This window comes from Streptomyces sp. BBFR2 (genome assembly GCF_044497305.1).
Lineage (GTDB): Bacteria > Actinomycetota > Actinomycetes > Streptomycetales > Streptomycetaceae > Streptomyces.
Genome location: NZ_CP172415.1, coordinates 417,370 through 442,651 on the forward strand (window position 1 = coordinate 417,370; position 25,282 = coordinate 442,651).

Consider the following 25,282-nt stretch of genomic DNA (forward strand, 5'->3'; position numbering starts at 1 on the left):
CGGACGGCGTCGGGCCGGACGATCCACCGGAGCGGGGAGCGGGCCCGGCCGGTACCGGCGCGAGCGCCGGGTGACACGCTCGCGACGGGCATCGGCCGGGCGGGACCCGGCGGACGGCGGGACCGGCGCGCCCCCGGTGGAACCGGATCGTGCCGCCGGGAGCCGCGCCGTCCGCCCGCGGCGGGTCAGACGTAGCCGAGCGCCCCGAGCGCGCCGATGCCGCCGAGGAGCATGAACGCGGGCATGAGGATCTTCAGCTCGACCCAGCTTCCGGCGCGGAACCGCATGGCCTGCGGCGGGCCGATCGGGTACCAGCGCTTGCGGCCTATCGGGATGGGCCACAGGACCGGGCAGCCCGAGACCGTCAGGGCGTCGCCGATGTCGTGCACCAGCGCGCCGAGGACGATCGGCAGGCCCAGCCAGAGGTACTCCTGCCCGGGCTCGGTGAACAGCCACCCGGCGCCGTTGCCCGGCTGGTCGAGGATGCCCGCCAGGATCCACGCCATGGTGGCACCCAGCAGCCACACCAGGATGTCGCTGGAGACCCGGGCGGCGCGCCACAGCAGCCCCTCGATGGCCAGCACCATGTGGACGAAGAGGATGCCCAGCACCGCCCACCGGCCGCCCTGGACGGCGAGGAGCGACATCCCGCCGCCGACGAGAACGGCCCAGAGCCAGGTGTGGGTGAGCGTGCGGTGACCGCCCGCCCGATGGGAGTCGCCGCGCATCTTCGTCGCCTTGTAGACGGCGTGCGAGAGCTTGTCGACCACGTCGCAGACCATCCGCGACAGCGGCCCGAAGGCGCGCGAGATGGTGGCGGACTTGTGGTCCAGGTCGGGGGCGAGCGCCGCACCGGCGCAGATCAGGGTGCCGCAGACGAGCACGGGCCAGGGCATCGGATACCCGGCGGCTCCGGCAGCGGCTCCCACCCCCAGCCAGGCCGCGGCCCCGGACAGCGAATGCGCCGGTCCCATCATGGTCGTTCCCCACCCCTTGAATTACGGTGTCCGGTCTCTGTGACGCCTGGTCGGCGACACAGCGTAGCGTCAGATGATCTCCATATGAGCGGCCGGTTCCCGGATACCGGCCGGGGCCAGGCAGTATGGGGGCGTGACCCTCATCGATCATTTGCCGAAAGACGCCGACCCCGATGCCCTTTTCGAAGCCTTTTCGAGCTGGGCGGAGCAGCAGGGCATCACGCTCTACCCTGCCCAGGAGGAGGCGCTGATCGAAGTGGTCTCGGGCGCGAACCTCATTCTGTCGACCCCGACCGGCTCCGGTAAGAGCCTGGTGGCGGCCGGCGCCCACTTCACCGCGCTCGCCCACGACCAGGTCACCTTCTACACGGCGCCGATCAAGGCGCTGGTGTCGGAGAAGTTCTTCGATCTGTGCAAGCTGTTCGGCACGGAGAACGTCGGCATGCTCACGGGCGACGCGTCCGTGAATGCGGACGCCCCGGTGATCTGCTGCACCGCCGAGGTGCTCGCCTCCATCGCCCTGCGGGACGGCAAGGACGCCGACATCGGCCAGGTCGTGATGGACGAGTTCCACTTCTACGCGGAGCCGGACCGCGGCTGGGCCTGGCAGATTCCGTTGCTGGAGCTGCCGCAGGCACAGTTCATCCTGATGTCCGCGACGCTCGGCGACATGTCGCGGTTCGAGGAGGACCTGACCCGGCGCACCGGCAAGCCGACGTCGGTGGTGCGGTCGGCGACCCGGCCCGTTCCGCTGTCGTACGAGTACCGGGCGACGCCGATGACGGAGACGCTGACCGAACTGCTGGAGACCCACCAGTCGCCGGTCTACATCGTGCACTTCACGCAGGCGGCGGCCGTGGAGCGGGCGCAGGCGCTGATGAGCATCAACATGTGCACCCGTGCCGAGAAGGACGAGATCGCCAAGCTCATCGGGAACTTCCGCTTCACCACGAAGTTCGGGCGGAACCTGTCGCGTTACGTCCGGCATGGCATCGGCGTGCACCATGCGGGGATGCTGCCCAAGTACCGGCGGCTCGTCGAGAAGCTGGCGCAGGCCGGTCTGCTGAAGGTGATCTGCGGGACGGACACGCTGGGCGTGGGCGTCAACGTGCCCATCCGTACGGTGCTGTTCACCGCGCTGACCAAGTACGACGGCACCCGGGTGCGGACGCTGCGGGCCCGGGAGTTCCACCAGATCGCGGGGCGGGCCGGCCGGGCCGGTTTCGACACCGCGGGATTCGTCGTGGCGCAGGCCCCCGATCACGTCGTCGAGAACGAGAAGGCGCTGGCGAAGGCGGGCGACGATCCGAAGAAGCGCCGCAAGGTCGTGCGGAAGAAGGCGCCCGAGGGATTCGTCAACTGGGGTGAGAACACCTTCGAGAAGCTGATCGCCTCCGATCCCGAGCCGCTGACCTCGCGTTTCCGGGTGACGCACACGATGCTGCTGTCCGTGATCGCCCGGCCGGGCAACGCGTTCGAGGCGATGCGTCGGCTGCTGGAGGACAACCACGAGCCGCGCCGCAATCAGCTCCGGCACATCCGGCGGGCCATCGCGATCTACCGGTCGTTGCTGGACGGCGGCATCGTCGAGCGGCTGGCCGAGCCGGACGCGGAGGGCCGCATCGTCCGGCTGACCGTCGACCTCCAGCAGGACTTCGCGCTGAACCAGCCGCTGTCGACGTTCGCGCTCGCGGCGTTCGATCTGCTGGACCCGGAGTCGCCGTCGTACGCGCTGGACATGGTGTCGGTCGTGGAGTCCACGCTGGACGATCCGCGGCAGATCCTCGCGGCCCAGCAGAACAAGGCGCGCGGCGAGGCGGTCGCGCAGATGAAGGCCGACGGCGTCGAGTACGAGGACCGCATGGAGCGGCTCATGGACGTCGAGTACCCCAAGCCCCTGGCGGATCTGCTCTTCCACGCGTACGGGCTCTACCGCCACAGCCACCCATGGGTCGGCGACCATCCGCTGTCGCCCAAGTCGGTCATCCGCGACATGTACGAACGCGCCATGACCTTCACGGAGTTCACGTCCTTCTACGAGCTGGCGCGTACCGAGGGCATCGTGCTGCGGTACCTGGCGAGTGCGTACAAGGCGCTGGATCACACCGTCCCCGACGATCTCAAGTCCGAGGACTTCGAAGACATCATCGCCTGGCTGGGCGAGATGGTGCGGCAGGTCGACTCCAGCCTGCTGGACGAGTGGGAGCAACTGGCCAATCCGGAGACGGAGACGGCGGAGGAGGCCGCGGAGCGCGCCGATCAGGTCCGGCCAGTCACGGCGAACGCGCGGGCGTTCCGTGTGCTGGTCCGCAACGCGATGTTCCGGCGGGTGGAGCTCGCGGCGCTGGACAAGGTCGAGGAGCTGGGTGAGCTGGACGCGGACTCCGGCTGGGACGCCGATGCCTGGGGCGAGGCGATGGACGCCTACTGGGACGAGTACGAGGAGCTGGGCACCGGCCCGGACGCGCGCGGCCCGAAGTTGCTGCGGATCGAGGAGGACGCGGAGCACGGCATGTGGCGGGTGCGGCAGACCTTCGCCGACCCGAACGGCGATCATGACTGGGGTATCTCCGCAGAGGTCGATCTCGCCGCCTCCGACGAGGAGGGACGCGCGGTGGTGCGGGTCACGGAGGTGGGTCAACTGTGAGCGGGGTGCGGCGGGCCGTCGAGGAGGGCCGAAGATCATGACGAATCCGGCGGAGAGGCTGGTCGATCTGCTCGACCTGGAGCAGATCGAGGTGAACATCTTCCGCGGCCGGAGCCCGCAGGAGTCCCTCCAGCGGGTCTTCGGCGGGCAGGTCGCGGGACAGGCGCTGGTGGCGGCCGGACGGACCACGGAGGGGGACCGGCCGGTCCACTCCCTCCATGCGTACTTTCTGCGCCCGGGCCGCCCCGGGGTGCCGATCGTGTACCAGGTCGAGCGAGTGCGTGACGGGCGTTCCTTCACCACGCGCCGGGTCGTCGCCGTCCAGCAGGGACGCACGATCTTCAATCTGACCGCCTCCTTCCACAAGCCGGAACCCGGCTTCACCCATCAGTTGCCGCTCCGTCAGGCGCCCGGGCCGGAGGACCTCCCGACGATCGCGGAGGAGGCCCGCGCGCATCTGGGCACGGTGCCCGAGGCCCTGGAGCGCATGGCCCGGCGGCAGCCCTTCGACATCCGGTACGTCGACCGGCTGCGGTGGACACCGCAGGAGGTCGAGGGGGCCGAGCCGCGCAGCGCGGTGTGGATGCGCGCGGTCGGGCCGCTCGGTGACGATCCGCTGGTGCACACCTGCGCGCTGACCTACGCCAGCGATATGACGCTGCTGGACGCGGTCCGCCTCCCCGTCGAGCCGCTCTGGGGACCGCGCGGTTTCGACATGGCCTCCCTCGATCACGCCATGTGGTTCCACCGGCCGTTCCGCGCCGACGAGTGGTTCCTGTACGACCAGGAATCCCCCATCGCGACGGGTGGCCGGGGTCTGGCCCGCGGCTCGATCTACGACCGGGAGGGCAGGCTGCTGGTCTCCGTCGTCCAGGAGGGCCTCTTCCGCCCGGTGTGAGGGGCGGACGGCCGGCGCCGTTCAGGGCCGGCCGGCGCCGTGGGCCGTCGTCGGCGGGGCATGGCGCCCGGCCCGCCGGTGACGCTCCGTGTGCGGTGCGGTGCCGCGGTGCGGGCCCGTGCGACGGCGCGGGAGAGATTGACGCGGTACCACAGCACCTCGTCGAACTCCTCGGCGGTGAGCACGCTTTCGAAGGATTCACGGGCGGCCGCGGTCGCTGTGATCACGGAGGCGAAGTGGGGTTTGAGGCCGCGGAGCACGGCGCGCTCCGCCGGGTCGGGGACGACGGAGGCGAACTCCTCCGGAGGCAGCACCGCGGCGATGACGGCGGCCTCCTCCCAGGCGTCGGCCGCCTGCCCCATGAGCTGGGCGACGCGTCGGCCACGCCACTGGCGGGCCCGCCAGTCCTGCCCCGCGTCCAGCATCGTCCGTACCGCCGCCGGGGTGTTGGCGTGCAGCGCCTCGGGCTCGCGGCGGGTGAAGAGGGCGACCTCGGAGGCGAGGTAGAGCCAGACGAGGGCGCCGTAGCGGTTGACGTAGAACCTGACGGGGGCGAAGCAGCCCGATTTGGTCAGGCGCAGGAAGCGGCCGGGGCCGATGCCCATCAGGGCGGCGGCTTCGGTGGTGCCGACGGTGCGGATCCGCTCCCGGAAGGCGTCCGGGTAGTCCGGCTCGGACCGCAGCCGGTCGATCTCTCCGGCGGGGACGCGGCGCCGGTGGTGCGCCGGGCCGGGCCGCGCGGTGTTCCCCGCCGGGACCGTGCGTACCGCACCGAGTTGGATGGCCAGCTCCAACTCCCCTGTCCTCAGCTCCAGTTCGCGGGCGGCCTGGCCCATCGTGAACGTCTGCTGTCCGTCGTGCATGACTGTCATGGCGATTCCCCCGCAGTCCGGTTGGTCACTGACAGTCACGACTGTAGCGGGGGCGTATGACAGTCGGTCAACCTTGCTCTCGGGCCTGTGGATAACTCTGCGGTTTGCGTGCCGCGACGCCGAGGTGTTCGCCGACGCGGTTGACGAGAAGCGTCATCTCGTAGGCGATCTGGCCCATATCTGCGTTGTTGCCCGCCAGTACGCACAGGCAGCTACCGTCGCCCGCGGCGGTCACGAAGAGGACCACATCGTCGAACTCGACCATCGTCTGCCGCACCCGTCCGGCGCGGAAGTGGTGCCCGGAGCCCTTCGCGAGGCTGTGCAGGCCCGAGGCGACGGCGGCCAGATGCTCCGCGTCCTGTCGTGCGAGGCCCTGGCTCACGCCGGTGACCAGGCCGTCGTTGGAGAGAACCAGCGCGTGCCGCACCTTCTCCACACGCTGTGTCAGATCGTCCAGCAGCCAGTCGAGCCCGCTGGTCAGTGCCATGCCGCTTCCTCCCCGTGTCTCCGTCCCCACCCTGGCGCGGACGGCAGCCGGTACATGACTGCTGTGCCAGCGTGGCCCACCTCCGGCTTCTCGGCAAGCGGCCCTGCGGCGTGCCCTGTGCGGCACGATCGCTGCGGATGGGGAGTATGTGTGCATGGCGCGAAAAATGATGAAAGACGAGTGGCTGAAGTTCCTCTCCGAAGGAACCAGAACCGGAAAATTGTCGACCGTCCGGGCCGACGGCCGGCCCCATGTGGCTCCGGTCTGGTTCGTGATGGACGGCGACGAGCTGGTGTTCAACACCGGCAAGGAGACCGTCAAGGGCCGCAACCTGCTGCGCGACGGCGAGGTGGCGCTGTGTGTGGACGACGAACGGCCGCCGTTCTCGTTCGTCGTCGTCCAGGGCACCGCCGAGGTCGGTGAGGATCTGGCGGACGTACGCCACTGGGCGACCCGCATCGCGGCCCGCTACATGGGCGAGGAGCGGGCCGAGGAGTTCGGCGCGCGCAACGGTGTCCCCGGTGAGCTGGTGGTCCGGGTCCGGATCGGCAAGGTGGTCGCCATGGCCGATCTCGCGGCGTGACCCCGGGCGGCGCGGTGTCCGGTGACGGCCCGCGCCGCCCTTGAGGCGCCGCTCGCGGCACACTGGGGCGGAGAGCACCGGCACGGTGGCGGCCCGTCCGTCCACCGTCCCCTTCCGTCACGGCGGCGCCCTCCCGGCGGGCGCCGCCCCACCGTTGAGGAGCCCCCATGTCCTACGGAGACACCCGGGAGCCACGGGACGTACGGGCCTTCTTCGGGCCGCGCGCGGCCTGCTGGGACGCGCGTTTCCCGGACGACGGCCCCGCTTACGCGGCCGGGGTCGCCGCGCTGGACCTGCGCCCCGGGGAACGCGTTCTGGACGCGGGCTGCGGTACGGGCCGGGCGCTGCCCGCGCTACGGGCCGCGGTGGGGGCGCGCGGGCTCGTACTGGGCGCCGACCTCACCCCCGAGATGCTGGACGCCGCCGTGCGGGCCGGGCGGGACGGGTCGGCATTCCTGCTGCTGGCGGACGCGTCCCGCCTTCCCGTCGGTGACGCGGCGCTCGACGCCGTCTTCGCCGCGGGGTTGCTCTCCCACGTTCCGGACCCGGCGGGAACCCTCGGCGAATGGGCCAGGTCCGTTCGCCCCGGGGGACGGCTGGCGCTGTTCCACCCGGTGGGGCGGGCCGCGCTCGCCGCCCGTAAGGGGCGGGCGCTCACCCCGGACGACCTGCGGGCCGAGCCGAACCTGCGGCCTCTGCTGGCGGGCGCGGGGTGGGAATTGGTGCGGTACGAGGACGAGGACGACCGGTACCTGGCAGTGGCCGTGCGCAGGGGCTGAGCGCTCAGGCGGAGCTCTCGGTACCGGCTCCCCCGGTGGCCGTCGACGGGCCCCGCCCCTCCGGGTGCGGTACCGGGCAGGTGCCCGTCCGCCTTCCGGGGAAGGTGCCCAGTTCGGTGATGCGGAAGCCGTTGGGGTAGCCCTTGATCTCGGGGTTCTGCCGGGCGTAGTGGGGAGTGCGGCGCGGGGGCATCAGCCGCACCGCCCGGGAGCGCAGCCGCAGGGCGGTGCGCACCACGGTGCGGACGACCGGGCGGGGCGGGCGGTACCGGAAGGCGGCGATCAGGGAGTCGTCCAGGAGCGCCATGCTCGCGCCGCGCACCACCGGGGCGAGCGGGCCGTACCAGCCGGCCATGAGATCCAAGGTGGCGTCGGACACCCGTCGGGCGCCCTCGTCCCAGCCGAAGTGGGCCTCCTCGTAGCTGTCGAGGCAGTGCGCGAACTCCTCGTAGGTACGCGGGATATCGGTGATGCCCATGTGGCGGCCGAGGGTGGCGTAGTACGTGGCCATGGCGTGGGTCTCGTGGTCGCTCAGCCGCCGCCAGCCGTACCGGTCGATCCAGCGTTTCGGCACCACGACGAAGGTGCACAGGACGTAGCGCATGTCGTCGTCGCTGATGTCGTAACTGCGGTGCATCTGGTTGATACGGCGGATCGCGGCGCGGCCCTTGGTGCCGTCGAAGCCGTGCTCGACGACGGCGTCCAAGAGGAGCGCGGTGTCGTCGTAGCGCTTCTGGGTCCGGTCGGTGAGCTCGGCGGTCTCGGCCAGCAGCCGGCCGATGCTGGGCACCGCGTAGGTGCGGTAGAGGGCCAGTTCCAGGGCCCGGGCCATGTCCCAGGGGAATTCGAGGGTCGCGGTGATGCGGTAGATCCGCAGGTGGTCGCGTTCCGGATCGAGTCGCCGGATTTCCTTCAGCCAGTCGTAGCGCCGCACCTGATATGCCCCGTCCGTTCGGTTGGAAGGCTTCGACCTTAAGACTCCGGGTGGCGTCCCCCGTAGGTGTGCCGGGCAGCGTGGCCGGAAGACGCCGTGGTGCCCGCCGCCCCCGGGAGCCGCCCTCCTTCCGGTGACAAGGCCGTACCGGGCCCTTTAAGGTGCGCCGACACATGTCGGACGGACCGGATGGGGTGGCTCGCGTGGCGACGGGCGAGAGCGCTGACGATGACGAGCTGTTCGTGCTGACGGCGGTGCTGTTGACGCCCGCGCAGTTCCCGAGCGTGCTCGGCGACGACTACCCCGAGGTGTGCGCGCGGCTCGGTCTCGCACCGTATGCCGAGGGCTACGGGCTGGTCCTCGGGCAGGACGGCCGGGGTGCCCGGTGGACCGTGGTCACCGAGGACGTCCCGCTGGTGGCCTGCGCCGTCGCCGCCTGGGACTGCGGTATGGCGTACGACCTCTCCCCCGGGGAGGACGGTGTCGTCGCCGCGCTGCCCGGGTGGCCGCTGGCGCTGGCGGTGGCCGTGCCCGGGGTGCCGGAGCCGCACGACCCGGCCCCCGAGGAGGGCGACCGGCCGCCGCTGAGCCCGCCGGACGCCTCCGTGTGGGGGCCCGCGCAGCGGCGGTTGGGGGCCGACGAGATCGCGCTGCAGTGGGCCGCCTGGCGCGAACAGGCCGAGGGTGCGGTGACGTTCGTGGCGCCCGGCGCGCAGCCGCACGACGGTGTCCGGCGGGCCATGGCCGAGGCGCGCGGCTATGTGGCACAGCCTCCGCCTCCGGGACGGGTCCGGTCGTCGTTCGCCGCGGGCGGGGCGCGCACGCTTCGGGTGGACGGCCCGGGGTGGAGCATGGTGGCCCGCACCGACGACATCGCCTTCGTGCTGCTGGACGAGGAGCCGGGCGAGGTGCACCCGGTGGGCCGGGGGCCGGAACTGCCCGCGCTGCTGGAGTCGTTGGACGCGCTCGCGGCCCGCCCCGTCTGAGGGCGGCCGGGCGTCGCCGCGTGCGTCGGCGTCGATTGTCAGACCCTCGTGATGGACTTGTCCTGCATCGGTCGACGAGACCCACGGGGAGGCATTGATGCAGGTGATGAGTGGTGCGCGCATCCAGGTGACGGTGACGGGGAAGTACCGCGCACGGGCCTTGGCGACGGCGGGGCGGACAGACGGCGCGGCAGTCGCGGGGGCGGCTTTCGCGGAGGAGATGACGGCTCGGGGGAAGCGTCACGGCTGCGGCCCGGGGGCGTCCCGCGACGGCGCGCGGCGGGGTGGCCGCGCCGTCGGAGCCCGCAGGCGCCCTTCCGACAACCACCGGCCGGTGGCGCCCCGCCCCGCGTACCGGAGCGCGGGCACCGGCGCGGAGGGCCGTACGAGGGTGAGCGCAGGGTGAACGGCACGGCATGCCGACCGGCGTGACACGGGCAGGAGAGGAGAGGGAAAGCCGCCCGGCCCGGTCCTTGCGGGTGGGCGGCTTCATCCGGGCAAGGCTGCTGGCCCGGAGTTCGTCAGAAGGTGGCCTCGCGGGAGGCCGTCAGGGGCTCGGTCAGTCGCGTGCGGAGAGGGGGATGCGGTAGCCGTCCGGGTCCTCGGCGGTGACGCCCCATGAGTTCCAGCAGGGGTCCGGTGAGCCGGCACGCCGGGCGCCGTACGTGACGAGGAGCCGGGACGCCAGTTCCGGGGAAGAGTCCTGGGCGGCTCCGGGGCGTTCCGGGGAAGAGTCCTGGGCGGCTCCGGGGCGTTCCGGCGTTCGCCGGGGAGGCGGGCCCGTGGGTGACTGCTCGCGGTGCGGATCGGGATCGGTCCCGTCCGTACGGGGGCTCGGGCCTCGCGCCGCACCGCGGCACGGAACCCGCCGGGCTCAGGAATCGAGCGGCCCCCGGCAGCCGCGAGCGGCCCGGGGCATGCGGGGGGGCGCCCCCGTCGGCCGGCGGTGTTCGCCTTCCGCCGATGGTGGGCGCCCCGGTACCCGCCTGACTCAGCGGCCCAACTGCTTGCGGCTCACGCGCCGCAGACGGCGGCGCTGGGAGGGGTCCAGCGTCAGATAGGCGATGGCCGGCACCCCGACCATCACCAGGAGGGCCGCCCAGAGCGGCAGCAGCCACAGCAGGATCACTCCCACCGCGACGCCACCCACTGCAACCTTCGCCCGTGTGGACATGGATTCACTCCCCTTCCGCGGCACGTACCGCGCTCTGTCACTTCTTGAACGCCATGCGGGCCTCGCAGGTTCCATGAACAGCTTGCGCGCCCGGTGGCCTCCGGCGCCACACCGGGCGGCGGTCGGCCCTGAGGAGTCCGTTCCGCCGTGTCCCGTGTGCACCTGTCGCCCCGCCCCTCCACCGGGCCTGCCGCGCCCCGCCCGGCCGCGTCGCCGTCCGATCGGCGAGCCCGCAGCACGCGGGACAGGCAGCCTTACGGGCTCACGGGCGGTGTGCTCCGGGCCCGCTCCTGACACGGTGGGTGCCTGGCCCGTCACGGTGCCCGAGGGTGCTTCCGGGCAGGCCGTACCGCCCTCGCCGAGCCCCGAGCCCCGGGCACCCTGCGAGAGCGGGTCAGCCGCCCTGGGCGGCCCGCCGAGGCCCGCCGTACCCGGCGGCGGGCTGGAGACCGCCCCGGGCGGGTGCCCACCACAAGTCCGACGAGCGCGGCAGCCGGCTCGCCGACGGGCCCGGCCACCGCCGTCGGACCAGGTTCAGGCCAACCTCCGGAAGGCCGGGGCACGCTCGCGCGGCAGGTCTCCCGGCGGGGCGGGACAGCCCCACCAGCGCTACCAGGGCGGCGGAGAGGACCGGGCCGTGGTGGGAGGATTTCCGCCTTTGGTGACGGCGTCCCGGGGCCAGGCGCCGGAGGGGCGGCTTTGCGCCCTCGGCGCGATCGCCGGAACTCCGGTGCGGGAATGCGCGTGTCTTCCGGCATGGAAGACTCCAGTGGGTACAGCGCACCATTCGCCTTCGTCTTCGTGCTGATTCTCGGCGCGGCCTTTCTGGCCGTCGGAATACGGAACATCCGCAAGACCAGAAAGATGCGGCGGGCCGGAGCCAGGGCATACGGGGAGGTTGTCCGCCATGGCCACAGAAACGGCGACGGGCAGAGGCTCTACTCCCCCGTCGTGGCCTGGCAGACCCCTGACGGCGGCCGGCACGAGTACTGCCCCAGCATGTACAAGAGCGGAAAGGGACGGTTCAAGGTGGGCACCCGTGTGGTCGTCTACTACGACCCGGCCGACCCCGACCGCGCCGCGCTCCAGGGCTACGACGGAGGCTCCGCCTATTGGTTTTTCACCGCAATAGGCGTCGTGGCCACCGGATTCGGGCTGTATCTCCTCGTGGAAATGCCTTTCGGGGGCACTTTCTAGGGGCTCGGTAGCGTCCCGTTCCTTTCCGCGGGGCCCGGTGGCGACGCCCCCGGGCGCGTACCGCTGTCCGGGTGGCCGGTCCGTGGCGCCGGTCCGTCGCGTCCTCCTGCGGGCGGGTGGCGGGACGTGCTTCGCTGAACCGGAGCTCGGAGCTTCGTCACAGGCTCCGGCGCACCGGGTCCTGTCGCACCGATCGCACCGCACCGTTCGCCACCGCACCGATCGCCGCATCGGTTCCCGTCGCGCCCCCGCGCGCCGCTGCCCGTCACCGGGCCGGCGCCCCGCAGCGAGGAGGAAGCATGTCCGGTACGCCGCCGGTCCCCGGCCGGGACACCATGCCGTATCACGAGGACCGGACACCGGGCGCCGGGGCGCTGCCGCCCCGCTCCTGGTACGCCGGGTCCGACGCCGCCCGGCTGTCGCTGGACGGCCGCTGGCGGTTCCGGCTGTCGCCGGCGGCCACCGCCCGGGACGCCGCGTTCGCCGAGCCGGATTTCGACGACGGCCGGTGGGACGAGCTGCGGGTGCCGGGTCACTGGGTGCTCCAGGGGCACGGTGCGCCCGCGTACACCAACACCGCGTACCCGTTCCCGGTCGATCCGCCGCGGGTGCCGGACGAGAACCCTACCGGCGACCACCGGTACCGCTTCGACCTGCCCGCCGACTGGCCGGACGGCCCGGCGGTGCTGCACTTCGGCGGGGTGGAGTCCTGTGCCCGGGTGTGGCTCAACGGCACGGAGCTGGGGCATTTCAAGGGCAGCCGGCTGGCGCACGAGTTCGCGGTGGGCCCGCTGCTGCGGCGGCGCGGCAACGTGCTGGCGGTCCGGGTGCACCAGTGGTCGTCGGGCAGCTATCTGGAGGACCAGGACCAGTGGTGGCTGCCCGGTATCTTCCGCGAGGTGACGCTGCACAGCCGTCCCGAGGGGTCGGTCGGCGACCACTTCGTGCACGCCGGGTACGACCACACCACGGGCCTCGGCACGCTTCGTGTCAGCTCCGATCCACCGGGCCGGGTGACCGTACCGGCGCTCGGTCTGGATCTGGCGACGGGTGAGAGCGCGACCGTCGCCGTCCGTCCGTGGACGGCGGAGACGCCGGTGCTGTACGACGGTGAGCTGGTCACGCCGGGCGAGCGGGTCCCGCTGCGGATCGGCTTCCGTACCGTCCGGGTGGCGGACGGGCTGCTGCAGGTCAACGGCGTCCGCATCCTGCTGCGCGGCGTCAATCGCCACGAGTTCGACCCGGTCCGGGGCCGCGCCCTGGACATCGCGACGATGCGGCGCGATCTGCTGCTGATGAAGCGGCACAACCTCAACGCGGTGCGCACCAGCCACTATCCGCCCCATCCGGCGTTCCTCGGACTCTGTGACGAACTGGGGATGTGGGTCGTCGAGGAGTGCGATCTGGAGACCCACGGCTTCCGTGCCCTGGGCTGGCGGAACAATCCGGTCGACGATCCGCGCTGGGAGCCCGCGCTGCTCGACCGGGCCCGCCGCATGGTCGAGCGGGACAAGAACCACCCCAGCGTCATCATGTGGTCGCTGGGCAACGAATGCGGCACCGGCCGGGGGCTGTCCGCGATGGCCGCCTGGATGCGGCGGCGTGATCCGTCCCGTCCCCTGCACTACGAGGGCGACCCGGACTGCGCCGATACGGACGTGTACTCCCGGATGTACGCCGACCACGCCGAGGTGGAGCGGATCGGGCGGCGGGCGGAGGAGCCGCCGGCCGACGCCGCCCTCGCCGCGCACCGGCGTGAGCTGCCGTTCGTGCTCTGCGAGTACGCGCACGCGATGGGCAACGGTCCCGGCGGGCTGAGCGAGTACCAGCGGCTGTTCGAGACATACCCGCGCTGCCAGGGCGGTTTCGTCTGGGAGTGGCTGGACCACGGGCTGCGCCGCGCCACCCCGGAGGGCGCGGAATTCCACGCCTACGGCGGCGACTTCGGCGAGGAGCTGCACGACGCGAACTTCGTCTGCGACGGGCTGGTCCTCCCGGACCGCACGCCGTCCCCGGGGCTGACGGAGCTGAAGAAGGTCGTCGAGCCGGTACGGATCACGGCGGGCGGTGACGGCTCGGACGGGCCGCCCCCTACGGTCGTGATCCGCAATCTCCATGACGTCGCGGACCTGTCGGGGCTGGCGTTCCGCTGGGCGTACGAGGTGGACGGCGCGGTGTGGGGCTCGGGCACTCTGGAGGTCCCGGACACGGCGGCGGGTGCGGCGGCGGAGGTGGCGCTGCCGCCGGTGCCGTCGCCGCCCGGTGGGGCGCCCGGTGGGAGCGGGGCCGACGGGGCCGGCCCGGAGGCGTGGTGGACGGTCCGGGCGGTGCTGGCGGAGGAGACCGCGTGGGCACCGGCAGGGCACGAGGTCGCCTGGGGTCAACTGCCCGCTCGGGCGCCGGGGCACCGCTCCGGCCCGCCCACCCGGGCGTGGGTGGCGCCGCGTCGGTCGGAGGCCGCCATCGCGCTGGGCCCCGGTGTCTTCGACCCGGCGACGGGCCTGCTCACCGCCGTGGCGGGCGAGCCGGTGCGCGGTCCGCGGCTCGATGTCTGGCGGGCGCCGACCGACAACGACGAGGCGGCTCCCGGCAAGCCGGACCCGGGCCCGGCCGCCGCCTGGCGCCGTGCCGGTCTGCACCGTATGCACCACCGCACGGACGCCGTGACCGTCTCGCCGGAGGGGCTGACGGTGCGCACGCGGGTCGCGGCCGCCGGGACGGACGCGGCGCTGCGCGTGGTGCACCGCTGGTCGGCCACGGCGGAGCTGCTGCGGCTGGAGGTGGACGTCGCACCCGAGGGGGAATGGGCCGTTCCGCTGCCGCGGCTGGGGCTGCGGATGGCGGTGCCCGGCGGGCTCGGCCATGCGCGCTGGTTCGGCGGCGGGCCCGGTGAGGGCTACCCCGACAGCCGGGCGGCCGCGCGCCTGGGGCGCTGGGAGTCATCCGTCGACGCGCTGCAGACGCCGTACGTCCGCCCGCAGGAGAACGGTGCCCGGCCCGGCGTGCGGTGGGCGGAGCTGACCCGGCCCGACGGCACGGGGCTGCGGATCGACGGCGTACCGGAGTTCTTCCTCACGGCCCGCCGCTGGACCACCGAGGAACTGGACGCCGCCCGGCACACCACCGATCTGACCCCCGGCGACCAGGTGTGGCTCCACCTCGACCACGCCCAGCACGGCCTCGGCAGCCGCTCCTGCGGCCCCGGCGTCCTCCCCCGCCACCGGCTGACGGCCGGGCCCGCGCGGTTCGCGTTCACCTTCTCCGGGGTGCGGTGAGGCGGCCGGGACGTGAGCACGGGGGCGCCTCAGCTCAGGGCGAAGCGCTCGCACGGCGCCCCGGAGGCGGCCGCGGCCGAGGCGGGCCTGTGGGCCCGGGAGCTGTCCGAGCCGCCGCTGCGTGGCCGGGTCGCGTTGGCCTGGCGGGCGGACGGTTCCCCGGGACCGGCCGTCCGGATCCTGCTGGAGCGGCTGCAGACCGCGCTGACCAGGGTCGCACCGGATCCGCCGCACTCCCCGTGACCGCTCGCCGCCACCGGGCGGGCGTTACGATCCGGACAGACGGAGCCCGGGCGATATCCGGAGCCCGTCCCCGTTCCGCCGTCCCCCGGAGAGGTCCCCCATGGTCCGCACGTCCCCGCAGTTCGCCGCCGCTCTCGCCGCGGGGCCGGTGATCCTCGACGGCGGGCTGTCCAACCAGTTGGAGGCCGCGGGGCACGATCTCGGCGACGCGCTCTGGTCGGCACGGCTGCTCGCCGAGGAGCCCGAGGCGGTCATCGAGGCACACCGCGCGTACTACGCGGCGGGTGCGCAGGTCGCCATCACGGCCAGCTATCAGGCGACGTTCGAGGGGTTCGCGCGGCGCGGTATCGACGCCGCCGGGGCCGCGGAGTTGCTCGGCCGCTCCGTGGCGCTGGCCCGGGAGGCGGCCGACCGGGCGCGGGCGGACGGTGCCGGCGGTCCGCTGTACGTCGCCGCGTCCGCCGGGCCGTACGGCGCGATGCTGGCGGACGGTTCGGAGTACCGGGGCCGGTACGGGCTGACCGTGGCCGAGCTGGAGCGTTTCCACCGGCCGCGGCTGGAGGTCCTGGCGGCCGCCGGCCCCGACGTGCTGGCGCTGGAGACGGTGCCGGACGCCGACGAGGCGCGGGCCCTGGTGCGTGCGGTGCGCGGGCTGGACACCCCGGCGTGGCTCTCGTACAGCGTGGCGGGGGCGGCCACCCGGGCGGGGCAGCCGCTGGAGGAGGCGTTCGCGGTGGTGGCGGAGGCGCCGGAGATCGTCGCGGTGGGCGTCAACTGCTGTGCGCCCGGTGACGTGGACCGTGCCGTCGAGGTGGCGGCGCGGGTGACCGGCAAGCCGGTCGTGGTCTATCCGAACAGCGGGGAGAGCTGGGACGCCGGGGCCCGCGCGTGGTCGGGGACGCCGGAGTTCGGCGCGGGGAGCGTGGCCGGCTGGGCGGCGGCCGGGGCGCGGCTGATCGGGGGCTGCTGCCGGGTGGGACCCGAGCAGATCCGCGCGCTGGCGGCGCAGTTGCGGGGCTGACGGGCGCGAGCCGCCGGGCGCCGGGCGCGTCGGGCGGGTGGCGCCTCGGACGGAACGTGTCGTACCGGGGGGCCTGCCCGAAGGCCCGGCGGCCGTTCCCCGGGGCCGTTCGCGCGGCGGCGTACGGCCCCGGGTGCGCCGCCCCGGTCCGGGGCGGCGCGGCGGTCAGGACAGCGGTGCGTGCAGCTTCTTGGTGCCGGTGCGGTTGCCCATCAGGCTGCAACTGACGCTCTTGATGCCGAGGTCGTAGCCCTTGAGGTTGGGGAACTGCACGTAGGTGCCCTCGGCGGTGCCGGCGGGCTGGCGGGCGGCCTTGCTCTCCAGGTCGCTCTTGCAGATCCGGGCGGCCTCCTCCTTGATGTCGGAGCTGGAGGTGAAGCCGGAGCGCAGTTGGTGGACGGAGACGACCTCGGCGTCGTGCGAACCGTCGCAGGAGGCCGCCTCGTTGTTGCCGCTGCCGTCCGCCGGGAGGTCGTAGCAGTCGCCGACCTTCAGCTTGTAGAACGGGATGGTGTCGTCCGTCGCCGTCGGTGTCGGGGAGGCGTCGTCGGTCGGGTAGCCCGTGGGGCTTGCGGAACCGTCGGGGGTGGCGCTCGGCGAGGCGTCGGTGCTCGCGGTCGGGGTGGCGCGGTTCTTCTTGTCGTCGTCGCTGTCACCGTTCATCGCGATGACGCCGAAGACCACGGCGAGCACCAGCACACCGCCGCCGATGATCGCCGCGATGATCTTGCCGTTGTTGCCGCCACCGGGCGGCGGCGGGGGCGGCGGCTGCCAGCCCCCGGGAGCGCCGGGGCCACCGGGGCCCGCCGGGCCGTAGCCGGGAGCGGCCGGGCCGAAACCGCCGGGCGGCGGGCCGGCCGGCGCTCCTCCGGGCGGCGGGAACCCGCCCTGGCCGTACCCGCCCTGTGCCGGACCCCCGGCACCGTAGCCGCCAGGAGGCGGGCCGAAGCCGCCCTGACCGTCGTTCGGGGGCTGGTTCGGGGGCGGCGGAGGCGGCGGAAAGCTCATGGCAGAGATAATCGCTTCTTTACGGGGGCTTGGGGAACCCGGTTATCGAGCTGATACGGACGGCGGCTGAAATGTCCGGCGGCCGGCCACGGATCGGACCACGGCCACCCGCTCCACCCTACGGCCCGGAGGTTTGACGTGTTCATCGCCCTGCCCCTGGGCGGACCGCGCCGCCACCGCCCGCCGCCGCCCGAACCGCCGGGCTCCGGCGCCTTGTGACGGCAGGTGCGGCAGGCGGACCGCGGCCACGCCCTCGACGCGCGGTTCGCCGGGGCCGGTTCGGGCCGCCCTCCTGAATGGGTACGGCGTGGGGTGCGCCGGATCCGTGGCCGGTTCCTCGTACCGCGGGGCGGCGGGCATCAGCGGCCGGAGCGGCTCCGGTCCGTCCGTGGGCGTGCGGCCGAGCCGCAGGTCCCGGGCCGTCGGGGTCCGGGGCGCGCCGCCCGCACTACGATGCGGCACCGCACCGGGGAGCGCCCCGGGCGCGGTGGCCGAACGGCCCGGTCCGCGGCCGGGCGGAGGGAGAGTGCGCGATGGGGGCACAGGCAGCGGGACCGCTCGTCGTCGGTGTGGACAGCTCGACGCAGTCCACCAAGGCGCTGGTGGTGGACGCGGCATCCGGCACGGTCGTCGCCCGCGGCCGGGCCCCGCACGCCGGTGGCGGCGCGGGCAAGGAGAGCGACCCGGGGAGCTGGTGGGCGTCGCTCGCCGAGGCGTTGGGGCAGTGCGGGGACGGGGCGCGGCGGGCGGGCGCGGTGTCGGTGGCCGGGCAGCAGCACGGGCTGGTCACGCTGGACGCGGCGGGTGCGCCGGTGCGGCCCGCGCTGCTGTGGAACGACGTACGGTCCGCGCCGCAGGCGGAGCGGCTGGTGGCGGAGCGGGGCGGGCCCGCCGCGTGGGCCGAGCGGATCGGCAGTGTGCCGGGCGCGGCGTTCACCGTCACCAAGTGGGCCTGGCTGCGCGAGCGGGAACCGGCAGCGGCCGCCGCCACCGCCGCGGTCCGGCTGCCGCACGACTACCTCACCGAACGGCTGACCGGCGAGGCGGTCACCGACCGGGGCGACGCCTCCGGCACCGGCTGGTGGTCCTCGGCCACCGGGGCGTACGACCCCGCGGTCCTCGACCACATCGGGCTGGACCCGGCGGCGCTGCCCCGCGTCGCCGCCCCCGGCGAGGCGGCGGGCACCGTACGCACCGATGAACTTCCGCTCCCCCAGGGCGCGTTGGTCGCGGCGGGCACGGGGGACAACATGGCGGCGGCGCTGGGCCTCGGGCTGCGGCCCGGCCGGCCGGTGCTGAGCCTGGGCACGTCCGGCACGGTCTACGCGGTCTCCCGGCGGCGGCCGGCCGATCCGTCCGGTACGGTCGCCGGTTTCGCGGACGCACGCGGCGACTGGCTGCCGCTGGCCTGCACCCTCAACTGCACGCTGGCCGTCGACCGGATCGCCGCGCTGCTGGGCCGCGACCGGGAGGCGGTGGAGGCGGGCGGCGAGGTGGTGGTGCTGCCGTTCCTCGACGGGGAGCGCACCCCCAACCTGCCGGGCGCGTCGGGCCTGCTGCACGGGCTGCGGCACGACACGACGCCCGGTCAGGTCCTCCAGGCGGCCTACGACGGTGCGGTGTTCGCGCTGCTCAAGGCGGTGGGCCAGGTACTGGACGCCGATTCCGCGGCCGACGCCCCGCTGCTGCTGATCGGCGGCGGCGCGCGGGGCCGGGCCTGGCGGGAGACGGTGCGGCGGCTGTCGGGGCGCCCGGTGGAGGTGCCCGAGGCCCGCGAACTGGTCGCCCTGGGCGCGGCGGCACAGGCCGCGGGGCTGCTCCTGGACGAGGACCCGGCGGCCGTGGCCCGGCGCTGGGGCACCGCACGCGGCACCACGTACGCCCCGTACGAACGGGACACCGCCACATGGGAGCGCCTGACCGCCACCCTGGCCGACGGGGACGCGCTGCTGCGGCGGTGAGGGGCGGGATCACGGGGGCGGCCCGGCGGGCCGGGAGCCGTGTCGGCGGACGGGCCGGCACGGCACGCCCGGGCGCCACCGGGATCGTTACGGCATCCGGGTGACGGCGTGTCACCACCAAGTCCCTTGCCTCACCTGCGAGTTCCATCTTTGGTCGGGCCATTGGCACCACTCGAAGGGCCTTGGCAGCCGGGGGACGGCTGCGCATCATGAACACACCGGCCACATGTGTCATGTACGCGCCCCCCTCGGCCTCGTCAGGAGTACGCATGGAGTCCTACCGCACCTCCCTGCCCCGCCGCCGCCTGCTCACCGGCGCCGCCGCGCTCGCCGCGGCCGCCGCGCTGACCTCGTCCGGCAGCGCCGCCGCCCTCCCCCGCGGCGCCCGGCCCCGGGCGGCCGGTTATCCGCCCGTGCACTGGTCCGCCGCCGACCCCGCCAACTTCACGGAGGCCGACCGCCCGAAGGAGTATCCGGTCGAGCTGGTCGTCATCCACGTGACGCAGGAGACGTTCGCCGACACCCTCAAGCTCTTCAAGGACCCCAACCACAAGGCGGCCGCGCACTACGTCGTCCGTTCCTCCGACGGCTACCTCTCCCAGTGCGTCAGCGAGAAGAACGTCGCCTGGCACGCGGGCAACTGGGACTACAACACCCGCAGCATCGGTATCGAGCACGAGGGCTGGATCGACGACCCGAAGTGGTTCACCGACGCGCTGTACCGGCAGTCCGCCGCGCTGACCGCCGCGATCTGCGACCGGTACGGCATCCCCAAGGACCGTGAGCACATCATCGGGCACGTCGAGGTGCCCGGGACCGACCACACCGACCCGGGCCAGTACTGGGACTGGGCCCGCTACATGGAGCTGGTCAAGGGCCGCGCCTGACAGCCCGCCACCCCGGCGCGGCCGTTCCCGAGATGTCCGCCGCACCGACACCCGCCCGCCACGGCGACGACGCCGGGCGCCGCGAGGGTCGGTGCGACCTCGGGAGGGACCGTGCGACGTCGACGGGGCACGCTGCGTGTGGCACTGACCGCGCTGGCCGCCTGGAGCATCCTGGCCGTGGCCGGCGGCCCCCGGGCCGGCGCCGCCACCACCTTGACCACCGCACCGGCCGTCCGGCAGGCGCCGGGCGTCACCTACACGACGTTCCGGGTGGCCCTGGCGCGCGGCACGGCCCACGGCCATCTGCTGACGGTGGACCTGCGGACGCCGCGGGTCTCGGTGGACCTGCTGTACCCGGGGACGGTCGCCGCGCGGGCCCCGGTCTCCGCGCTGGCCGCGGCGCGCGGCGCGCTTGCCGCGGTCAACGGCGACTTCTTCCACTTCGTCGAGGTCCAGCACCCCGGCGTCCCGGCGACCGGCGCCCCGGTCGGCCCGGCCGTCGCCGCCGGGCACGCCCTGAAGGCCGCGGTCCCCGCCGGTCAGCGGTTCGGCCCCGCGCCGCCGCCCGGCACCGGCGCCGGGGACGTCCTCGGCATCGGCTACGACCGGCGGGCGCGGCTGGACCGGCTCACCCTGCGCGGCGCCGCGGTGACCGGCCGCGGCACCCTGCCGCTCACCGGGCTGAACCAGTACGCGCTGCCGGTGGACGGCATCGGCGCGTACACCTCCCGCTGGGGCTCCGCCGCGCGGGCGCGCGCCGTGTGCGGCACCGACACGGACCGGGCGGCGCCGTGCACCGCGCGGGTGCGGGAGGTGACCGTGCGCCACGGCCGGGTCACGGCGGTCGCCGACCGGCCCGGCGGCGCGGTGCCGCCCGGCGGTCAGGTGCTGCTCGGCCGGGAGGCGGGCGCGCGGCGGCTGGCGGCCCTGCGGCCGGGCGACCCGGTACGTATCGGGCACCGGCTGACGGCCCGCGGCGGCGTACCGCTGCGCTGTGCGGTCGGCGGATTCGCGGTGCTGCGAGGCGGGCTGACCGTGCCGGGCACCGACACCGTCACTCCGGCGGTACGGACCGGCGCCGGGATCGGGAACGGCGGCCGCACCCTGTACCTGCTGGCCCTGGACGGCACCCCGGGCGAGCCGGGGCTCACCCTCGCCGAGCTCGCCGCCGTCCTGCGCGGACTGGGCGCACGGGACGGCGTGGACCTGGACGGCGGCGGCTCCTCGACGCTGGTGACCGCCCGGCGCGGCGGACCGGTCGTGGTGCGCAACCATCCGTCGGGCGGCGCGGAGCGCCCGGTGGCGAACGCGCTCGGGGTCTTCGCGCGCGGCTGACACCGCGCCCGGGCGGCGGGCGGTCCGCCGGTTACGGGCGGACGCTGCCGATCACGTCGGCGGCGCCCGAGAGGCTGTGCCGCAGGTCCGGGGCGATGCTGCTGCCGGCCAGGTAGAAGCCGAGCAGTGTGCAGACGATGGCGTGCGAGAGCTTCAGCTTTCCGCTGCGCAGGAAGATCGCTGCCAGAATGAGCAGCAACAGGACGACCGAGATCGTCAGAGCCATGGGTGCACCTCCGCGACGGCCGCCCGATCGGACGGCTAGGAGTGGCAATTTTGGCGCATTTCCGGCAAAATCCCGGCCGCGATCCGGTACCCCATCCGGGTGATCACTGCGGGTCACACCCCTTCCCGCCCCGGAGTTCCCGGCGTTCGTGTGTCGCGGATCACTTTTTCCGCGGGCAACGGGGCCCCGCCCACAGCCGTCTTAGTGACGGATACGCCCGGCGCCTTCCGCGCCGGCGCACACCCCCGGCCGACGGAAGTACCGCCATGACCCGACAGCGCGCCCCACGACGATCCGTGGGGCATACGGCCCGCCGTGCGCGGCCACCGTGCGCTCTCGCGTCGGCCGAATATCCCTTTTCCAAGCTTAATGTGACGGAATGAGCACCGTGCAGGACCAGGATCAACTCACGGGGTGGCGGCGGTTCAGACACCGCGTCCCCAACGGCTTCGCCATCGCCTTCGGTGTGCTGGGGCTCTTCTGCGCCGTGACGGCGCTCTTCGGACCGCTGCGGCGCGGGCTCCACCCGGCGATCTACTGGCTGGACACCCTCACCATCCCGGTGACGCCGAACTTCGCCTACGCCGCCTTCCTGTTCCTGCTCGGCGCGGCGATGGCCGCCCGCAAACGGGTGGCGCTGTGGTTCGTCGTCGCCTACATGCTGCTGGTCGCCCTCGCGGACGCGCTGTTCCTCGCCGCCGGGTACTGGGAGTTCGCGGTCTCGCTGGCGGTGTGCACCGCCATCCTCGTCCTGCTCGTCGTCTCGCACCGCGAGTTCTACGCCATCACCCGGCGCGGCGCCTTCGTCCGCGCCGCGGGCGTGCTGGCGGCCGGACTGGTCGCCGCCGTACTGCTCGGCTGGGGGCTGGTGACGCTGTTCCCCGGCTCGCTGGAGCACGGCGCCGGCAACCGGCTGCTGTGGGCGGCCAACCGGGTCTGCGGCGGACTGGTCGGCGGCCGGCTCGTCGAGGGACACCCGCCGCACTGGATCATCACCCTGCTCGGCCTCTTCGGCGCGCTCGCGCTGCTCAACGCCGCGGCCACGCTCTTCCGCTCCCAGCGCATGGAAGCGGCGCTGCACGGCGACGAGGAGGCCCGTATCCGGGCGTTGCTCGCCCGCTACGGCGGCGACGACTCGCTGGGCTACTTCGCCACCCGCCGCGACAAGGCCGTCGTCTTCTCCCCCAGCGGCAAGGCGGCCGTCACCTACCGCGTGGAGGCGGGCGTCTGCCTGGCCAGCGGTGACCCGGTCGGCGACCGCGAGGCGTGGACCCAGGCCATCGAGGCGTGGCTGGAGGTCGCCGGGCGCTACGGCTGGCAGCCCGCGGTGATGGGCGCGAGCGAGGAGGGCGCGAAGGCGTTCGCCCGCTGCGGTCTGGGCGCCCTGCAACTCGGCGACGAGGCGATCCTGCACGTCAAGGACTTCGAGCTGGACGGCCGCGACATGCGGGTCACCCGGCAGGCCGTCAACCGTGTGCAGCGCACCGGCGCCACCTGCCGGATAAGGCGTCACTCGGCGCTCAGCGACGCCGAGATGCGGGAGGTCATCGACCGCGCCGACGCCTGGCGCGACACCGAGACCGAGCGCGGCTTCTCCATGGCGCTGGACCGCCTCGGCGACCCCGAGGACGGCGACTGTCTGCTGGCCGAGGCGTTCGACGGCGACGGCCGGATGATCGCGCTGCTGTCGTTCGTGCCCTGGGGCGACGACGGCATCTCGCTGGACGTGATGCGGCGCGACCGCAGCGCGCCCAACGGCGTCATGGAGTTCATGGTCGCGCAGTTGTGCGCGCAGGCCGGGCAGTTCGGGGTGCACCGCATCTCGCTGAACTTCGCGGTGTTCCGCTCCGCCTTCGAGGAGGGCGCGCGGATCGGCGCGGGCCCGGTGCTGAAGTTCTGGCGCCGGCTGCTGCTGTTCTTCTCCAAGTGGTGGCAGTTGGAGGCGCTCTACCGCTCCAACGCGAAGTACGCGCCCGAGTGGTACCCGCGGTTCCTGTGCTACGCGGACACCGGTGCGCTGGCCCGGATCGGCCTCGCCTCCGGCATCGCCGAGGGCTTCGTCGCCGTACCGAGCCTGGGCAAGCTGTGGGGCAAGGGCCACAAGAAGAAGCTGCTGGCTCCGGCGAGCACCGCCGGACTGCCCTCCCTGGAGGAGCTGGGCCTGGTCAGCGAGGCGCCGACCGCCGAGGAGCAGCGGGAGCGGGAGCTGGCCGCACTGCCCGAGCAGGTGCGCACCCGCCATCTGAAGCTGGAGCGGCTGCGCGCCGAGGGCACCGACCCGTACCCGGTCGGGGTGGAGCGCACACACACGCTCGGCGAGGTCCGTGACGCGCATCCGGGGCTGGAAGCCGGCGCGCACACCGGGGAGACGGTACGGATCGCCGGGCGGGTGCTGCTCACCCGCGACCACGGCGGCGTGCTCTTCGCCGTACTGCGGGACTGGTCCGGTGACCTCCAGATCGCGCTGACCCGCGATACCACCGGCAAGGAGCTGCTGGAGCGCTTCGGCTCCGACATCGACCTCGGTGACCACATCGAGGCCCGGGGCGAGGTCGGCGCCAGCGACCGCGGTGAGCTGACCGTCTTCGTCACCGACTGGCGGCTGACGGCGAAGTGCCTGCGCCCGCTGCCCGACAAGCGGCGCGGTCTGACCGACCCGGAGGCGAAGGTCCGCCACCGCTACGTCGATCTCGTGGTCTCGCCGGACGCCCGGGAGACCGTACGGGCCCGCAGCACGGCGGTGCAGGCGCTGCGGCAGGGGCTGATCGACCGGGGTTACCTGGAGGTCGAGACGCCGATGCTCCAGCAGATCCACGGCGGCGCCAACGCCCGGCCGTTCCACACCCACATCAACGCCTACAACCTCGACCTGTACCTGCGGATCGCGCCCGAGCTGTATCTCAAGCGGCTCTGCGTGGGCGGTATGGAGAAGGTCTTCGAGATGGGGCGGACCTTCCGCAACGAGGGCATCTCGTACAAGCACAACCCCGAGTTCACGATGTTGGAGGCGTACCAGGCGTTCGCCGACTACGACGTGATGCTCGACCTGACCCGGGAGCTGATCCAGGGGGCCGCGGTCGCCGCGTTCGGCACCGCGACCGCCCGTAAGGCGGACGCGAACGGCCGGCTGGTCGAGCACGACATCTCCGGGCAGTGGCCGGTCAAGACCGTCTACGGCGCGATCTCCGAGGCGCTGGGCGAGGAGGTCGGCGCGGACACCGACGCGCGGACGCTGCGGCGGCTGTGCGACACCGCGTCGGTGCCGGTGAAGCCGGAGATGGGCCGCGGCGACATCGTGCTGGAGATGTACGAGCGGCTGGTGGAGGAGCGCACGACGCTGCCGACGTTCTACAAGGACTTCCCGACGGACGTCTCACCGCTGACCCGCCAGCACCGCAAGGACCCGCGGCTCGCCGAACGCTGGGACCTCGTCGCGTTCGGCACGGAGCTGGGCACCGCCTACTCCGAGCTGACCGACCCCGTCGAGCAGCGTCGGCGGCTGACCGCCCAGTCGCTGCTGGCGGCGGGCGGCGACGTGGAGGCGATGGAGCTGGACGAGGACTTCCTCCAGGCGCTGGAGTACGCGATGCCGCCCACCGGTGGCCTGGGCATCGGCGTGGACCGGCTGGTCATGTTCCTCACCGGTCTGTCGATCCGCGAGACGCTGCCGTTCCCGCTGGTCCGGCGCCGCTGAGCGGTCCGCACCCCCTGGCGCCGCGCGCCTCTCCTCCGGGAGGGGCGCGCGGCGCTTTCGCGTCCGTCGGTACGGGAACACGGCCCCGGGACGGTGCG

At 73.6% G+C, this 25,282-nt stretch carries 21 protein-coding genes; 13 read left to right on the top strand and 8 right to left on the bottom strand.

The features are described from left to right. Window positions 1–185: 185 nt before the first annotated feature. Complete coding sequence (locus ACGH2B_RS01500) at window positions 186–977, bottom strand: metal-dependent hydrolase (protein ID WP_399082780.1); 792 nt, start codon at window positions 975–977, stop codon at window positions 186–188. A 133-nt stretch (window positions 978–1,110) separates the two neighbouring features. Here ACGH2B_RS01500 and ACGH2B_RS01505 point away from each other — a divergent pair, with 133 nt between their 5' ends. Both ACGH2B_RS01505 and ACGH2B_RS01510 read left to right on the top strand, forming a co-directional pair. Continuing rightward, window positions 1,111–3,624 (top strand): DEAD/DEAH box helicase, encoded by a 2,514-nt coding sequence (locus ACGH2B_RS01505; protein ID WP_399082783.1) that lies wholly within the window; start codon window positions 1,111–1,113, stop codon window positions 3,622–3,624. A gap of 37 nt (window positions 3,625–3,661) precedes the next feature. Further along, window positions 3,662–4,522, top strand: a complete 861-nt coding sequence (locus ACGH2B_RS01510) for an acyl-CoA thioesterase (RefSeq protein ID WP_399082785.1) — start codon at window positions 3,662–3,664, stop codon at window positions 4,520–4,522. On the opposite strand, the gene ACGH2B_RS01515 is transcribed toward ACGH2B_RS01510, so the two are convergent. Beyond that, window positions 4,459–5,394 carry a DUF6397 family protein gene (locus ACGH2B_RS01515; RefSeq protein ID WP_399082788.1) on the bottom strand — a complete coding sequence of 312 codons (936 nt, stop codon included), beginning with the start codon at window positions 5,392–5,394 and terminating at the stop codon, window positions 4,459–4,461. The genes ACGH2B_RS01510 and ACGH2B_RS01515 overlap by 64 nt on opposite strands. A 67-nt stretch (window positions 5,395–5,461) precedes the next feature. After that, window positions 5,462–5,881 (bottom strand): roadblock/LC7 domain-containing protein, encoded by a 420-nt coding sequence (locus tag ACGH2B_RS01520; protein ID WP_399082791.1) that lies wholly within the window; start codon window positions 5,879–5,881, stop codon window positions 5,462–5,464. A 154-nt stretch (window positions 5,882–6,035) separates the two neighbouring features. On the opposite strand from ACGH2B_RS01520, the gene ACGH2B_RS01525 reads away from it, so the two are divergent. Both ACGH2B_RS01525 and ACGH2B_RS01530 read left to right on the top strand, forming a co-directional pair. Continuing rightward, entirely contained in the window at window positions 6,036–6,464 is a 429-nt protein-coding gene (locus ACGH2B_RS01525; protein WP_399082794.1) for a PPOX class F420-dependent oxidoreductase, read from the top strand. Window positions 6,465–6,631: 167 nt separating this feature from the next. Then, a complete protein-coding gene (locus tag ACGH2B_RS01530; protein WP_399082796.1) occupies window positions 6,632–7,243 on the top strand; it encodes a class I SAM-dependent methyltransferase in 612 nt (203 codons plus the stop codon). Window positions 7,244–7,247: 4 nt separating this feature from the next. Here the strand turns inward: ACGH2B_RS01530 and ACGH2B_RS01535 are convergent, their stop codons facing one another. After that, window positions 7,248–8,177 carry an oxygenase MpaB family protein gene (locus ACGH2B_RS01535; RefSeq protein ID WP_399082799.1) on the bottom strand — a complete coding sequence of 310 codons (930 nt, stop codon included), beginning with the start codon at window positions 8,175–8,177 and terminating at the stop codon, window positions 7,248–7,250. A gap of 173 nt (window positions 8,178–8,350) precedes the next feature. Here ACGH2B_RS01535 and ACGH2B_RS01540 point away from each other — a divergent pair, with 173 nt between their 5' ends. Further along, on the top strand, window positions 8,351–9,163 hold the full coding sequence (locus ACGH2B_RS01540; protein WP_399082802.1) for a hypothetical protein: 813 nt from the start codon (window positions 8,351–8,353) through the stop codon (window positions 9,161–9,163). 559 nt (window positions 9,164–9,722) lie between these two features. Here the strand turns inward: ACGH2B_RS01540 and ACGH2B_RS01545 are convergent. Further along, window positions 9,723–9,851: a hypothetical protein gene (locus ACGH2B_RS01545; protein WP_399096615.1), complete on the bottom strand. Its 129-nt coding sequence runs from the start codon at window positions 9,849–9,851 to the stop codon at window positions 9,723–9,725. Window positions 9,852–10,154: 303 nt separating this feature from the next. Then, window positions 10,155–10,337, bottom strand: coding sequence for a hypothetical protein (locus ACGH2B_RS01550; protein ID WP_399082805.1), 183 nt, complete (start codon window positions 10,335–10,337; stop codon window positions 10,155–10,157). Between the two features lie 756 nt (window positions 10,338–11,093). Between ACGH2B_RS01550 and ACGH2B_RS01555 the strand changes: the two genes are divergently transcribed. The 4 genes from ACGH2B_RS01555 to mmuM all read left to right on the top strand — a co-directional run bounded on the left by ACGH2B_RS01555 (window position 11,094) and on the right by mmuM (window position 16,073). Beyond that, the gene (locus ACGH2B_RS01555) at window positions 11,094–11,534 is read left to right on the top strand and encodes a DUF3592 domain-containing protein (RefSeq protein WP_399082808.1); all 441 of its coding nucleotides are present in this window, start codon (window positions 11,094–11,096) and stop codon (window positions 11,532–11,534) included. A 299-nt stretch (window positions 11,535–11,833) separates the two neighbouring features. Then, window positions 11,834–14,809, top strand: a complete 2,976-nt coding sequence (locus tag ACGH2B_RS01560) for a glycoside hydrolase family 2 TIM barrel-domain containing protein (protein ID WP_399082811.1) — start codon at window positions 11,834–11,836, stop codon at window positions 14,807–14,809. Between the two features lie 12 nt (window positions 14,810–14,821). Next, window positions 14,822–15,052, top strand: coding sequence for a hypothetical protein (locus ACGH2B_RS01565; protein ID WP_399082814.1), 231 nt, complete (start codon window positions 14,822–14,824; stop codon window positions 15,050–15,052). Window positions 15,053–15,152: 100 nt separating this feature from the next. Next, on the top strand, window positions 15,153–16,073 hold the full coding sequence (gene mmuM, locus ACGH2B_RS01570; protein ID WP_399082817.1) for a homocysteine S-methyltransferase: 921 nt from the start codon (window positions 15,153–15,155) through the stop codon (window positions 16,071–16,073). A gap of 165 nt (window positions 16,074–16,238) precedes the next feature. Here mmuM and ACGH2B_RS01575 read toward each other — a convergent pair whose 3' ends face one another. Then, complete coding sequence (locus tag ACGH2B_RS01575; RefSeq protein WP_399082820.1) at window positions 16,239–17,081, bottom strand: hypothetical protein; 843 nt, start codon at window positions 17,079–17,081, stop codon at window positions 16,239–16,241. A 533-nt stretch (window positions 17,082–17,614) separates the two neighbouring features. Here ACGH2B_RS01575 and xylB point away from each other — a divergent pair. The 3 genes from xylB (at window position 17,615) to ACGH2B_RS01590 (ending at window position 21,264) form a co-directional block, all read left to right on the top strand. Beyond that, window positions 17,615–19,042, top strand: a complete 1,428-nt coding sequence (xylB, locus tag ACGH2B_RS01580; RefSeq protein ID WP_399082822.1) for a xylulokinase — start codon at window positions 17,615–17,617, stop codon at window positions 19,040–19,042. Between the two features lie 269 nt (window positions 19,043–19,311). Continuing rightward, on the top strand, window positions 19,312–19,929 hold the full coding sequence (locus ACGH2B_RS01585; protein ID WP_399082824.1) for an N-acetylmuramoyl-L-alanine amidase: 618 nt from the start codon (window positions 19,312–19,314) through the stop codon (window positions 19,927–19,929). A gap of 111 nt (window positions 19,930–20,040) precedes the next feature. Further along, window positions 20,041–21,264 carry a phosphodiester glycosidase family protein gene (locus ACGH2B_RS01590; RefSeq protein WP_399082827.1) on the top strand — a complete coding sequence of 408 codons (1,224 nt, stop codon included), beginning with the start codon at window positions 20,041–20,043 and terminating at the stop codon, window positions 21,262–21,264. 31 nt (window positions 21,265–21,295) lie between these two features. On the opposite strand, the gene ACGH2B_RS01595 is transcribed toward ACGH2B_RS01590, so the two are convergent. Further along, entirely contained in the window at window positions 21,296–21,490 is a 195-nt protein-coding gene (locus tag ACGH2B_RS01595; protein ID WP_399082830.1) for a hypothetical protein, read from the bottom strand. Window positions 21,491–21,869: 379 nt separating this feature from the next. Between ACGH2B_RS01595 and lysX the strand changes: the two genes are divergently transcribed. Continuing rightward, the gene (gene lysX, locus ACGH2B_RS01600; RefSeq protein WP_399082833.1) at window positions 21,870–25,184 is read left to right on the top strand and encodes a bifunctional lysylphosphatidylglycerol synthetase/lysine--tRNA ligase LysX; all 3,315 of its coding nucleotides are present in this window, start codon (window positions 21,870–21,872) and stop codon (window positions 25,182–25,184) included. Window positions 25,185–25,282: the final 98 nt, after the last annotated feature.

What these genes read in the sequence shown, in the direction of transcription:
- ACGH2B_RS01500 (WP_399082780.1), bottom strand. Translation starts at nt 977, where the DNA reads ATGATGGGACCGGCGCATTCGCTGTCCGGGGCCGCGGCCTGGCTGGGG.
- ACGH2B_RS01510 (WP_399082785.1), top strand. Translation starts at nt 3,662, where the DNA reads ATGACGAATCCGGCGGAGAGGCTGGTCGATCTGCTCGACCTGGAGCAG.
- ACGH2B_RS01515 (WP_399082788.1), bottom strand. Translation starts at nt 5,394, where the DNA reads ATGACAGTCATGCACGACGGACAGCAGACGTTCACGATGGGCCAGGCC.
- ACGH2B_RS01520 (WP_399082791.1), bottom strand. Translation starts at nt 5,881, where the DNA reads ATGGCACTGACCAGCGGGCTCGACTGGCTGCTGGACGATCTGACACAG.
- ACGH2B_RS01525 (WP_399082794.1), top strand. Translation starts at nt 6,036, where the DNA reads ATGGCGCGAAAAATGATGAAAGACGAGTGGCTGAAGTTCCTCTCCGAA.
- ACGH2B_RS01530 (WP_399082796.1), top strand. Translation starts at nt 6,632, where the DNA reads ATGTCCTACGGAGACACCCGGGAGCCACGGGACGTACGGGCCTTCTTC.
- ACGH2B_RS01540 (WP_399082802.1), top strand. Translation starts at nt 8,351, where the DNA reads ATGTCGGACGGACCGGATGGGGTGGCTCGCGTGGCGACGGGCGAGAGC.
- ACGH2B_RS01550 (WP_399082805.1), bottom strand. Translation starts at nt 10,337, where the DNA reads ATGTCCACACGGGCGAAGGTTGCAGTGGGTGGCGTCGCGGTGGGAGTG.
- ACGH2B_RS01555 (WP_399082808.1), top strand. Translation starts at nt 11,094, where the DNA reads ATGGAAGACTCCAGTGGGTACAGCGCACCATTCGCCTTCGTCTTCGTG.
- ACGH2B_RS01560 (WP_399082811.1), top strand. Translation starts at nt 11,834, where the DNA reads ATGTCCGGTACGCCGCCGGTCCCCGGCCGGGACACCATGCCGTATCAC.
- mmuM (WP_399082817.1), top strand. Translation starts at nt 15,153, where the DNA reads ATGGTCCGCACGTCCCCGCAGTTCGCCGCCGCTCTCGCCGCGGGGCCG.
- ACGH2B_RS01575 (WP_399082820.1), bottom strand. Translation starts at nt 17,081, where the DNA reads ATGAGCTTTCCGCCGCCTCCGCCGCCCCCGAACCAGCCCCCGAACGAC.
- xylB (WP_399082822.1), top strand. Translation starts at nt 17,615, where the DNA reads ATGGGGGCACAGGCAGCGGGACCGCTCGTCGTCGGTGTGGACAGCTCG.
- ACGH2B_RS01585 (WP_399082824.1), top strand. Translation starts at nt 19,312, where the DNA reads ATGGAGTCCTACCGCACCTCCCTGCCCCGCCGCCGCCTGCTCACCGGC.
- ACGH2B_RS01595 (WP_399082830.1), bottom strand. Translation starts at nt 21,490, where the DNA reads ATGGCTCTGACGATCTCGGTCGTCCTGTTGCTGCTCATTCTGGCAGCG.
- lysX (WP_399082833.1), top strand. Translation starts at nt 21,870, where the DNA reads ATGAGCACCGTGCAGGACCAGGATCAACTCACGGGGTGGCGGCGGTTC.